The sequence below is a fragment of the Azospirillum sp. ST 5-10 genome (genome assembly GCF_051225715.1).
In the GTDB taxonomy this organism is placed as follows: Bacteria; Pseudomonadota; Alphaproteobacteria; order Azospirillales; family Azospirillaceae; genus Azospirillum.
The window spans coordinates 36,993-48,095 of record NZ_JBPJSP010000043.1; the positions used below are offsets into that span (position 1 = coordinate 36,993).

The following is an 11,103-nucleotide window of genomic DNA, read 5'->3' on the forward strand; positions in this document are numbered from 1 at the left end:
GGTGAGCGGCGAAATCGTCCCGGCGTCGCTTGGCCGCGGGCCGTCCGGCGCCGCGAACGCCGCCCGTCCCCCTCCCGGGGCCGGAGGCCGCCGGTCAGGCCAGGGTGCGCAGCAGCCAGTCGCGCACCTCGCGGCACACCGACTCCGCCGCCTCGTCGAGGCCGTGGCCGGCCCCGGGGACGAGGACCAGCCGCTTGGGTTCTTCGGCCAGCCGGGCGACGTGGAGCGAACAGGCCGGGGCGAGGACGGCGTCGGCTTCGCCGTGCACCAGCAGCAACGGGACGCCGAGGCCGGCCACCGCGTCGGCCCCGAAGCTCTGGGTCGCCAGCACCGCCACGGTCCGCACCAGGGCGGGGGCCGCCGCCGCGGCGCGGATCGCCACCGCGCCGCCGAAGGAATGACCGGTGATCGCGACGCCCGCCACGCCCTGGCGCTCGAGGAAGGCGAGCCCGGCCCGCGTGTCGTGGACCGCCTCGTCGAGGACGGTGGAGCGGCGGAAGCGCACGCGCAGCGACGCGATTCCGTGCTCGCGGAGGTGCTCGCTCAGGCGCGGGTAGAGGCCGCGGGCCGGCGTGTCGAAGCCGCCGTCGATGCCGCCGATCCACACGGCGCCGCGCGTGGCGCCGGACGACTCGTAGTAGCGGCACTCCACGGGCCCGCGCGCGGTCTCCAAGGTCACCGGCCGGAATCCCTCGGCGGACGCCGCGCCGATGCGGACGTCGAGAAGGTGTGCGGAACTGTCCACGGCGCTGGTCCTCCGGGCCGGTGGCGGGGCGGGTGCGTGTTCAACATGGCGCACCGGCGCGCGTTGCGTCGAAATCCCCGGTCCCGGCAGGACGGTCGGGCCCACGGCCTGTTGCCTCTCCAGGGGGCGCGTGCGCGGCATGCGCTTCCCGCCATCCCGACACTCCAGGAGAGTCGTCATGACCAAGACCGGCAAGAACACGACCGATCACGACCGGCACGTCGCCGGCGGTCCGGGCAAGGCCGCCAAGGACGCCCACCGCCCCGGCGGCCGTGCCGGCAACACGCCCGGCCACGACAACCAGCGCAGCGAACCGCACGAGCGCGGCGCCGGCGCCGGCGGTGCCGAGAACGCGTCCGAGCGGCAGCGCGACCGCACCGGCTGAGCGCGCGGCCGTCGCCCGCGGCGGGACGACAGCCCGCCGCGACTGTTGTGCGATGGGCAACGACAACGATCATCCATGGGACGATCATGCTGAACAAGATCTCGGTCGATACCGTCCGCCGCGCCGCCGATCTCGCCTCGGAAGCGGTCGCGGACCGCGAGCGCTTCCTGGCGGGCATGCGCAACATCGAGCTGACGGAGCAGCAGAAGGAACGGGGCTCGCGCAACCCCACCGACCTGGACGCCCTGAACGTCATGCCGACGGAGGCGAGCGCCGCCCTCGACGAACTGCAGCGCATGCTGGAGGGGCTGTCGGTGGAGGAGCGCACCGAGCTGCGCGCCGTCATGCTGGTCGGCCGCGGCGACTACGCCGGCCAGGAATGGGATGACGCCCTGGCCGAGGCGGGGCGGCCGCCGGACGCCTCGGGCTACAGCGACATCGTCGAGAAGATCAACCTGCACGATTACCTGATGAAGGGCCTGTACGAGCTGAAGCTGGCCGGCGGCAAGGGCTGACGGAGCGCAGGAGGGCGACCATGAGCGTGGACGAATGGGCGCGGCGGGCGGCACGGACGGCGGGACGGGCGCCGGCGCGCGCCTGGGAGCGGTCCGGGCATGGCACGGCGAGCACCGCCGATCGCTGGACGGCGATCATGGGGGGTGTGGCGCTGGGCGTCGCCGGGGCCCGGCGCGGCGACTGGCTGGGGATGGCGCTGGCGGCGGCCGGCGGCGGGCTGCTGTTCGCCGGGGCGACCGGCGTGCCGCTGGTCGACCGCGTGCGGGACCTGGACCTCGGCGACCTCGTGCCGGCCGGGCACCGTGACCCGCGGACGGTGCAGGCCAACGTCACGATCCGGGCACCGCGCGAGAAGGTGTTCCGCCACTGGCGCAACTTCGGCCATCTGCCGGGGCTGATGGATCACGTGGAGGCGGTCGAGGTGCTCTCCGACACGCGCTCGCGCTGGACGGCGCGCGGTCCCGGCGGGGCGACGGTGGCCTGGCACTCGGTGATCGACAAGGAGCGGCCGGACGAGCTGATCTCCTGGCACACCGAAGGCCACGCCGACCTGCCGCACCGCGGCTCCGTGCTGTTCCACGACGCGCCCGGCGGGCGCGGCACGGAGGTGCGGCTGACGCTGGCCTACGACCCGCCGGGGGGCGCCGGCGGGCGGGCCGTCGCGGCGCTTCTCGGCAGCGCGCCGGAGCAGCAGGCGCGCGAGGCGCTGCGCCGGCTGAAGCGGCTCATGGAGACCGGCACGCAGCCGACCATCGCGGGACAGCCGCGTGGCGGCCGCGGCCTGCGGGAGGTGACGGAATGAGGGCGCTCTGCTGGAACGGCGTCAACGACCTGCGGGTGGAGCGGGTGCCCGACCCGACGGTCCTCGACCCGCGCGACGCGATCATCAAGGTCGCCCTGTCGTCCGTCTGCGGGTCCGACCTGCACCTCATCGACGGCTTCGTGCCGACCATGAAGCCGGGCGACATCCTCGGCCACGAGTTCCTCGGCGAGGTCGTCGAGACCGGGCCGGAGGTGCTGCACCTGAAGCGTGGCGACCGGGCGATCACCATCTCCATCATCGGCTGCGGCAAGTGCTGGTTCTGCGAGACCGGGCAATCGTCGCTGTGCGACAACTCCAACCCGCAGCCGGCCTGGGCCGAGGCCGCCTACGGCCACTGCACCGGCGGCATCTTCGGCTACAGCCACGCCTTCGGCGGCTACGCCGGCAGCCACGCCGAATACGTCCGGGTGCCCTTCGCCGACCACAACTGCTTCAGGGTTCCCGAGGGCATCGCCGACGAGAAGGCGGTGTTCGTGTCGGACGCCGTGCCGACCGGCTACATGGCCGCCGACATGGCGCAGATCAGGCCGGGCGACGTCGTCGCCGTGTGGGGGTGCGGCGGCGTCGGCCAGATGGCGATGAGGAGCGCCTATCTCATGGGGGCCGAGCGGGTGATCGGCATCGACCGCTACCCCGCCCGCCTGGAGGCGGCGCAGATGAGGGCCGGCGCGGAGCCGCTGGACTACACCCGGGTCGACGTCTTCGACGCCCTGCAGGCGATGACCGGCGGACGCGGCCCCGACGTCTGCATCGACGCCGTCGGCATGGAGGCCGACGGCTGGGACACCGGGGCGGAGTACTGGTACGACCGCACCAAGCAGGCCGTGGGCCTGCAGTCCGACCGGCCGGCGGTGCTGCGCCAGATGGTGGAGTGCTGCCGCAAGGGCGGCACCCTGTCGATCGTCGGCGTCTACGGCGGCGTCATCGACAAGTTCCCGATGGGGGCCGCCATGAACAAGGCGCTGACCTTCCGCATGGGTCAGCAACATGGCCAACGCTATGCCGAACGTCTGTTCGCGCACATCGAGAAGGGGGAGCTCGATCCTTCCTATCTGATGACGCACAAATGGTCGCTCGACGAGGCCCCGCGGGGCTACCACATGTTCAAGAACAAGGTTGACAACTGCATGAGGGTGGTCTTCACGCCGTGAGGACCATGACAGGAATGAACATCGTCTACGCCTATCCCAGCGAGAAGGGTCATCATGTGCAGGCCGACGTGCTGCGGCTTCTGCGCGCCCGCTTCGGCGGGGTGGAAACCCGGGCCACGGAGGTGCGCGATTCGCTGCACGGCCACGGCACCGACACGGTGGTGACCGTGGCGGTGGGCGAAGTCCACCGCGAGGCGGCGATCGCCACCGTGCGCATGCATCCGGCCGTCATCGACGCGGCGGCCGAGAGTTTCGGCGAACGGGTGTGATGCGGTCTCCGCACGGTCGGTTCGGCCGTGCGAAGACCGTGAGACCCGTCAGCGGCGTCCCGTCACCGTCACCGTGAAGCCGGCGAACCACGCCGCCAGATCGGCGATGTCCTGATCCGACAGCCCCTTGGCGACGACGTCCATCTGCTCGTTGCGCCGCTTGCCCGCGCGGAACGCCTTCAACTGCTCGGCCAGGTACCATTCGTCCTGACCGGCCAGGTTGGGAACCTGCGGCGCCGCGGCGATGCCCTCGCGGCCGTGGCAGGTCTGGCAGACCCGCGCCTTGGCGGCGCCGGCGTCGGGATCGCCGGCCGCGGCCGCGGTCGACGGCAGCAGCAGCGCCGCCAGCAGGACGGCCGGTCGGTGGATGATCGGCATGAGGCGGCTCCCGGCGGCGCGGGCGGCCGGGAGCGGATGCCCCGGCCGCCCCCTGGTCAGTTGCCCGAGTAGGAGATGCGGTAGATCGCCCCGGCCAGGTCGTCGGACACCAGGAGCGACCCGTCGAGGTACTGCGCCACGTCGACCGGCCGGCCGAGATACTCGCCGGTGTCGTCGACCAGCCAGCCGGAGGCGAACACCTCGGTCTCGCCGGCCGTCCCGTCGGGGTTGACCGGCGTGAACAGGACGCGGGCGCCCACCGGCTTGGTGCGGTTCCACGACCCGTGCTGGGCGCTGAAGATGCCGCCGCGGTACTTCGCCGGGAACATCGAGCCGGTGTAGAAGCTCATGCCGAGGTCGGCGGCGTGGGCCGGCATCTCCACCTGCGGCGGCGTGGCGTCGGCGGGCGGCGACTCGCCGGCGTACTCCACCGTCTGGACGGCGCCGCCCCCGTACCAGGGAAAGCCGAAGTTCTGCCCGGCGGCGGTGGCCCGGTTCAGCTCGCCGGGCGGCACGTCGTCGCCCATCCCGTCGACCTGGTTGTCGGTGAACCACAGCTCGCCGTTGGCCGGGTTGAAGTCCAGCCCCACCGAGTTGCGGATGCCGTTGGCGTAGACCTCGCGGTTCTTGCCGTCGCGGTCCATGCGGACCACCCCGCCGATCCCCACCCCGGAGTAGAGCGCCAGCTTGTCCGCCGGCGGCACGTTGAAGGGCTGGCCCAGGGTGACGTAGAGCTTGTTGTCGGGACCGATGCGGCAGACCCGGGCGCCGTGGTTGAAGGATTCCTCGTCCGCCGGGATCAGCTGGCCCTGCGGCACCACCTCGCCGACGGCGACGTCCGGGCTCTCGTAGAAGAACTCGGCGGCCGGGAACACGAGCACGCGGTTGTGCTCGGCGATGAACAGGAAGCCGTCCTTGCTCATGCACGGGCCGTTGGGGACCTTGAACTCCACCGACGGCGCGAAGCGCTTCACCTCGTCGGCGACCCGGTTGCGGTCGCGGTCGGTCACCGCCCAGGCGTCGGCCTTGCGGGTGCCGACGAAGACGACCCCCACGTTGGGCCCGACCGCCATGTGGCGGGCGTCCGGGACGATCGCGTAGAGATCGATGGAGAAGCCCGGCGGCAGCTTGACCCGCTTCAGGTTGGCGCGGATCGCGTCGGCGCGCGGACCGCTCTGTTCCACTTCCTGGATGCGCAGGGGCGTGCCGGTGGTCTTGAACTGCTGCAGCCGCTGCAGGTTGTCGGCCGCCGCCGCGCCGGCGGACCCGGCCACGGCGATCGCCAAGGCGGCCGGGGCCGCCATTGCCCAGGCGGCCCCGGCCGCCGTCGCAAGCCTTGAAGTCACCTTCTCCTCCCTTGAATCGCGTGTTCGCGTGTGCGGGGACGGGCGTTCGCCTCGTTGCGCCGAAGCACCGGAAATAGGGCCGCTTCGGAGACTGTCCCTATGACCAAGCATTGCGGCGGTCACGCTCGACCGTCAACCGTTCCCTTGCGCGGACACGGCGGCGCCGGCCGAATTTTGGTCATATACGTTCCGAACTATGATCCGGAAGGGTGAGCTCGAACCGCACGCCGCGGGCCTTGGCGGGCAGGGCCAGCTCGGCGCCGAGCTGTTGGGTGAGGGCGAGCAGAACCCGCATGCCGAGGCCCTTGGAACCGGCGATGGAGAACCCGTCCGGCAGGCCGACCCCCTCGTCCTCGACGGCGAGCCGCAGGCGGCCGCCGACCTCCTCGAGCGCCACGCCGATCGGGCCGGACGGCGCGGCGGGATAGGCATACTTGGCGGCGTTGGTCACCAGTTCGTTGACGATCAGGCCCAACGGCACCACGACGTCGGCCGGCAGCGTCACGGCCGCCGCCCGGACGTTCAGTCCGGCCGGCGGGAGGCCCAGGGTGCGGGCGAGGTCGCGGCCGAGATCGTGAAGGTAGGCGGCGACGTCCACGGTGGCCTCCCTGGCGTCGACGCCGGTGCGGTACAGCCGCTCGTGCACCTGCGCGACCGTGGCGATGCGCGCCGCCGTCTCCTGGAAGCGGCGGACCGCCTCGGGGTCGTCGAGGTCGGCGGCCTGGAGCAGGACCAGGCTCGCCACGATCTGCAGGGAGTTCTTGATGCGGTGGTTCATCTCCCGCATCAGCAGGTCCTTCTGCACCAGCAGCTCCTCGCGCTCGGCCTCGGCGCGCTTGCGCTCGCCGACGTCCTGAACGACGGCCAGGGTGTAGGGCGGCCGTCCGTCGGCCTCGACGCGGGCGCACGACAGGCTGCTCCACAGCACGCTCCCGTCCTTGCGGATGAAGCGCTTCTCCAGGGAGAAGGTGGCCAGCTCGCCGGCGTAGAGGCGGCGGGTCAGGGCGAGGTCGGCGGCGAGGTCGTCGGGATGGGTGAGCTCCTGGAAGCGGCGCTCCAGCAACTCGTCCCGGCGGTAGCCGAGGAGCGCGCACAGGCGGTTGTTGACGGCGCGGAAGCGGCCGTCGGCGTCCGCCTCGGCGAGCCCGACCGCCGCCTGCTCGAAGGCGGCGCGGTACCGGGCCTCGGTCTCCGCCAGGGCTTGGCGGGTGCGTTGCTGCTCCGCCTCCAGGCGGCGGCGCTCGCTGATGTCGTGAAAGGTGCTGACCGCCAGGACCGGCGCGCCGGCGGCGTTGCGCACCGGCGCGGCGCTGACCAGGAACTGGGTGATCCGGCCGTCGCCGCGGCGGTAGGTCATCGGCTCCAGCTCGACCGTCTCATCGAACAGCGCGGCGCGGGCGATCGGGTATTCGTCCGGCCGATAGGGCGTTCCGTCCGGATGCAGCGCGCCGTAGCGGGCGTAGCCGTGATAGCTGTCGCTTTCCAGCATGGGGTGGCCGATGAGTTCGATGGCCTTGGCGTTGTGCAGCAGCAGGCGGCCCGACGGCGTCTCGGCGATCGCCACGCCGGCCGGCATCTGCGCCAGCACGGCGTCGAGCGACGCGCGGTCGAGGAGCCGGCGCTCCTGCGCCTCGGCGCGGGCGACCGCAGCGCTCAGCAGGAGCGCGACGCTCTGGACGAAGTGGAGGTCCTCGTCGTGGAAGGGACGCTCCTCGCCGGCGTCGACCTCCAGCACGCCCCATGCCGCGCCGGCCGCGACGATCGGCGCGGCCAGCGGCGCGGCGTCCGACTCCGCCGCGGCGCCGGGAGCGTCGTCGCGCCCGCCGGCGTCGGCGACGACCAGAGGATCGCCGCCATCGGAGCGATGGCGGATCACCCTGGCATGGCCGATCCCGATCCCTTCGACGGTCCCCGCCGCCGCCTCCTGCAGCAGGATCGGCAGGCTCGGCTCCGCCAGGGCGCGCGCGCCGAACCGCGCCAGCACCCTCTGGCGATGCAGACCGATCCGCATCCGATCCTGCGGCGAGGTGGCGGAGTCCATGGGAGGGGGGTCCAGTGCCGTCCTGTGGGGTGTGCGGTGACCTTGCTTCCACCGACATAACGCCTCACCCCCTGCCGGGTTTCGCGTGACGAATGGGCGGTGGGCGTGTTGGCGGGGGAGTCACCACCGACCACCCCCCGCGGAGGCATCCATGACCTACACCGAACCTCCTCCCCACACCGACCCTGCCCGCCGCTCGCGGTCCGGCGGCCCCGCTTGGCTGTGGGGCCTGCTCGCCGTGCTCGTCGTCGTCGGCATCGCCTGGTGGATCTGGCCGTCCGACGAGGCGGGCCCGGTGGCCGGCGATCCGGTCGCCGTCGACGGCGTGGCCGAGGAGCCCGCGGCTCCGGCCCCGGCCCCGGCCGATTGATCGGCAGGGCGGCGACGGCGTCCTACGGCGCGGCGCCGTCCGCCGCCTCGGCGTCGGCCCGACCCCTGTCGCCGCCGTCGCGCTCGGCGAGGGCGCCGTAGCTTTCGCGGCGGAACTCGTCGAGGCTGTGCTCCACCGCATCGGCGGCGACGCCGGCCGACCGCAGCGCCAGTCCGGCCATCTGCAGGCTGGCCTCCATGGTTTCCGGGACCACGGCGGAGGCGCCGGCGGCGGTCAGCGTGCCCCGCTGGCGCAGGTCGTGGGCGCGGGCGATGATCGGCAGGTGCCGGGCGTGGGTGCGGATGGCGTCGACCGCCTTTTCCGCCATCGCCGGGCGGTTCAGGGTGATGACCGCGGCCCGCGCCCGGTCGATGCCGGCGGCGCGCAGCACGCCGGCCTGGCTGGCGTCGCCGTAGTAGACCGGCAGGCCGCTCTCGCGCGCCGCCGCCACCCGCTGCGGGTCGAGGTCGAGCGCCACGTAGGGAATGTCGCTGCGGGTCAGGACGCGGGCGACGGCGCGGCCGACCCGTCCGTAGCCGGCGATCAGCACATGCTCCTTGAGGTCGCTGGTCTCCAGCCGGAACGCCTCGGTTCCCCATCGGCTCTCGTGCCAGTGGGCGAGGCGGTGGGCCAGCGCGCCGACGGCCGGGGTGAGCGCCATCGAGAAAGCGACCGTCGTCGCCAGGAGCTGGCCCGTGTCGCGGTCGAGGACGCCGAGATCGCCGGCCCGCGTCACCACCACGAAGGCGAACTCTCCGCCCTGGGCCAGCAGCAGGCCGATGCGCAGCGCCGTCGCGGTGCCGAGGCCCGACAGCCGGCACAGGACGAACAGGAGCACGCTCTTGCCCAGCAGCAGCGCCGCGGTCAGCGCGGCGATGACGGCGATCTGCGACGCCATGAAGGGCAGGTCGAGCGTCATCCCGATGGTCATGAAGAACAGGCCGAGCAGCAGGCCGCGGAACGGCTCGATGTCGGCCTCCACCTGGTGGCGGTAGGCGGTGTCGGCGAGCAGCAGGCCGGCCAGGAAGGCGCCGAGCGCCATCGACATGCCGGCCTCCGCGGTCAGCAGGCCGACCGCCAGCACCAGGAACAGGTTGGTGGCGGAGAACACCTCGGGGCTGCCGGCCGACGCCACGAAGCGGTAGAGCGGCCGCACCACGAATCGCCCCAGCAGCATGATGCCGCCGATGGCGACCAGCGCCTTGCCCAGCGCCACCGCCAGCGCCTGCGGGATGGACGCGCTCTCGGCGGCGAGCAGCGGCAGCAGGGTGAGCAGCGGCACCACCGCGAGGTCCTGGAAGATCAGCACCGCCACCGACACGCGGCCGAACCGGGCCACCGTCTCGCCGCGGTCCACCAGCATCTTCAGCACGGTGGCCGTCGAGGAGAAGGACAGCGCGCCGCCGACCACCAGCGCCGCCGCGGACGGCAGGCCCAGCCCGTAGGCCGCCGCGGCGATCACCGCCGTGGTCAGCAGCACCTGCAGCAGCCCCAGCCCGAAGATGAAACGGCGCATCGCCTGCAGGCGCGACAGCGGCAGTTCCAGCCCGATGGCGAACAGCAGGAAGACGATGCCGAACTCGGCCAGAAGCTGCGGCACCTCCTGGTTGACGACGGGGCCGGGCGTGTACGGGCCGAGGGCCATTCCCGCCACGAGGTAGGCGAGCACGGAGGGGATCCGCAGCACCTGGAACGCGGGCACGATGACGATCGCCGCCAGCAGGAGGTACAAGGTGTCCAACAACAGGTGGGTATCGTGCATCGGTCGGTGCTTCGGTCCCGGAGGCGCGGCGGCGGATGGCACGGGCGGACGCCGTACCGCCGTCGAATGGCCGATTCCGGGCGGCGGGGTCAAGCCTCGCGGGCGGCTCCTCAGGCGCCGACGCCGCGGTCCGCCAGCAGCGTGTCGATGATGGCGATCAGTTCCTCGTTGTCGAACGGCTTGAACAGCAGGCGGTCGGCGCCGTGCATCTCCGACATCTTCAGGGACGCCGCGGCGGGGAAATCCTCCGTCCCGCCGGACATCGCGACGACCGGCGTGTCGTGGCCGGCGGCGCGCAGCCGTTTGACCGTCTCGATGCCGTCGAGGCCGGGCATCATCATGTCGAGCACGACGAGATCGAAACGCTCGCGCTCCATCAGGGCAAGGCAGGCGGCGCCGTCGCCGGCTTCCGCCACGTCGTGGCCGCAATCCTCCAGCGCCACCCGCAGGAGCGCGGTGACCGCCGGCATGTCGTCGACGACAAGGATGCGGGCCATCGGGTGTGCCTCGTGCAGGTTCGCCATCGGATTCGCATCGCCCCCGGCGACCGGCCGCGGCCGACCGTTCCGATCCCCGTCAGTGATACCCCTTGGCCGAGCGTCCGATCAAGCGCCGCCGGAGGGGTGCCACTCCGTCAGGCCGCCGCTTCCGGCTCGCCGCCATCGCGGCGGGCGTTGCGGTGGGCGCGCCGGTGCAGCAGGGTGCGCAGGATCTGGTCGAGGGCATCGGCCACCGCCCGGTGCTGCTGGTCGTTGAGGGTGCCGACCGCCGCCGTGAGTTCGTTCAACGGATCGTTGTCGAGCAGCGAGCGGCCGTCCTCGGTGAGCACCAGGTTGACCGTGCGCCGGTCCCGCTCGCCGCGATGGCGCTCCAGCAGCCCCTTCTTCAGCAGGGCGGCGATGGTCTGGCTGGCCGTTCCCTTGGTCGTGCCGTGATAGCGCGCGAAGGCGACGACGCTGCGCGCGCTCGGCGTCGCCTGCGCGAAGTAGCGCAGCGCCGCCCACTGGGCGGGGTTGAGCCCTTCGGTGAACGCGAGGCTCGCCGTGGTGCGCAGCACCTGCGCCATCACTTCAGCCGTCGCGCGCGCGCTTGGGCGCATGTCTGGAAAGCCTCTCGTCTTCGGGGGGGGCGGTCAATAGGTTTCGAGTCGAAACATACCCAAACCCGCCGGCTCTGTCCAGTGTGGGGCGCCGCATTGTCACCCAGCCGTCCGGTGATGACAAGAAGGCAGGCGGGACCTCACGGTCATCGCATTTGGCCGAGGATGGATCTTGCGAACTCGTCGGACCATCCTGAGCGTTTGCGCTTGCGGCGGAC

At 72.4% G+C, this 11,103-nt stretch carries 13 protein-coding genes; 6 read left to right on the top strand and 7 right to left on the bottom strand.

Annotated elements, in window-relative coordinates:
* Positions 1–94 precede the first annotated feature (94 nt).
* Entirely contained in the window at positions 95–745 is a 651-nt protein-coding gene (locus tag ACSBPG_RS29580; protein ID WP_435540843.1) for a dienelactone hydrolase family protein, read from the bottom strand.
* 178 nt (positions 746–923) lie between these two features.
* Between ACSBPG_RS29580 and ACSBPG_RS29585 the strand changes: the two genes are divergently transcribed.
* From ACSBPG_RS29585 to ACSBPG_RS29605, 5 genes are all read left to right on the top strand, one after another.
* A complete protein-coding gene (locus tag ACSBPG_RS29585) occupies positions 924–1,130 on the top strand; it encodes a hypothetical protein (RefSeq protein ID WP_435540844.1) in 207 nt (68 codons plus the stop codon).
* Between the two features lie 86 nt (positions 1,131–1,216).
* Positions 1,217–1,645 carry a DUF3775 domain-containing protein gene (locus ACSBPG_RS29590; RefSeq protein ID WP_435540845.1) on the top strand — a complete coding sequence of 143 codons (429 nt, stop codon included), beginning with the start codon at positions 1,217–1,219 and terminating at the stop codon, positions 1,643–1,645.
* Positions 1,646–1,665: 20 nt separating this feature from the next.
* Complete coding sequence (locus ACSBPG_RS29595) at positions 1,666–2,448, top strand: SRPBCC family protein (RefSeq protein ID WP_435540846.1); 783 nt, start codon at positions 1,666–1,668, stop codon at positions 2,446–2,448.
* Positions 2,445–3,620: a zinc-dependent alcohol dehydrogenase gene (locus tag ACSBPG_RS29600; RefSeq protein WP_435540847.1), complete on the top strand. Its 1,176-nt coding sequence runs from the start codon at positions 2,445–2,447 to the stop codon at positions 3,618–3,620. Before ACSBPG_RS29595 ends, ACSBPG_RS29600 begins: the two co-directional genes overlap by 4 nt.
* Before the next feature lie 14 nt (positions 3,621–3,634).
* A complete protein-coding gene (locus ACSBPG_RS29605) occupies positions 3,635–3,889 on the top strand; it encodes a hypothetical protein (RefSeq protein ID WP_435540848.1) in 255 nt (84 codons plus the stop codon).
* 48 nt (positions 3,890–3,937) lie between these two features.
* Here the strand turns inward: ACSBPG_RS29605 and ACSBPG_RS29610 are convergent, their stop codons facing one another.
* From ACSBPG_RS29610 to ACSBPG_RS29620, 3 genes are all read right to left on the bottom strand, one after another.
* Positions 3,938–4,267 carry a c-type cytochrome gene (locus ACSBPG_RS29610; protein ID WP_435540849.1) on the bottom strand — a complete coding sequence of 110 codons (330 nt, stop codon included), beginning with the start codon at positions 4,265–4,267 and terminating at the stop codon, positions 3,938–3,940.
* 56 nt (positions 4,268–4,323) lie between these two features.
* Positions 4,324–5,613: a PQQ-dependent sugar dehydrogenase gene (locus tag ACSBPG_RS29615; RefSeq protein WP_435540850.1), complete on the bottom strand. Its 1,290-nt coding sequence runs from the start codon at positions 5,611–5,613 to the stop codon at positions 4,324–4,326.
* Between the two features lie 178 nt (positions 5,614–5,791).
* A complete protein-coding gene (locus ACSBPG_RS29620) occupies positions 5,792–7,654 on the bottom strand; it encodes a PAS domain S-box protein (RefSeq protein WP_435540851.1) in 1,863 nt (620 codons plus the stop codon).
* Between the two features lie 151 nt (positions 7,655–7,805).
* Here ACSBPG_RS29620 and ACSBPG_RS29625 point away from each other — a divergent pair, with 151 nt between their 5' ends.
* The gene (locus tag ACSBPG_RS29625; RefSeq protein ID WP_435540852.1) at positions 7,806–8,024 is read left to right on the top strand and encodes a hypothetical protein; all 219 of its coding nucleotides are present in this window, start codon (positions 7,806–7,808) and stop codon (positions 8,022–8,024) included.
* 22 nt (positions 8,025–8,046) lie between these two features.
* Here ACSBPG_RS29625 and ACSBPG_RS29630 read toward each other — a convergent pair whose 3' ends face one another.
* From ACSBPG_RS29630 to ACSBPG_RS29640, 3 genes are all read right to left on the bottom strand, one after another.
* The gene (locus tag ACSBPG_RS29630; protein ID WP_435540853.1) at positions 8,047–9,786 is read right to left on the bottom strand and encodes a monovalent cation:proton antiporter-2 (CPA2) family protein; all 1,740 of its coding nucleotides are present in this window, start codon (positions 9,784–9,786) and stop codon (positions 8,047–8,049) included.
* Positions 9,787–9,896: 110 nt separating this feature from the next.
* The gene (locus ACSBPG_RS29635; RefSeq protein ID WP_435540854.1) at positions 9,897–10,283 is read right to left on the bottom strand and encodes a response regulator transcription factor; all 387 of its coding nucleotides are present in this window, start codon (positions 10,281–10,283) and stop codon (positions 9,897–9,899) included.
* A gap of 137 nt (positions 10,284–10,420) precedes the next feature.
* Positions 10,421–10,885, bottom strand: coding sequence for a MarR family transcriptional regulator (locus ACSBPG_RS29640; protein ID WP_435540855.1), 465 nt, complete (start codon positions 10,883–10,885; stop codon positions 10,421–10,423).
* Positions 10,886–11,103: the final 218 nt, after the last annotated feature.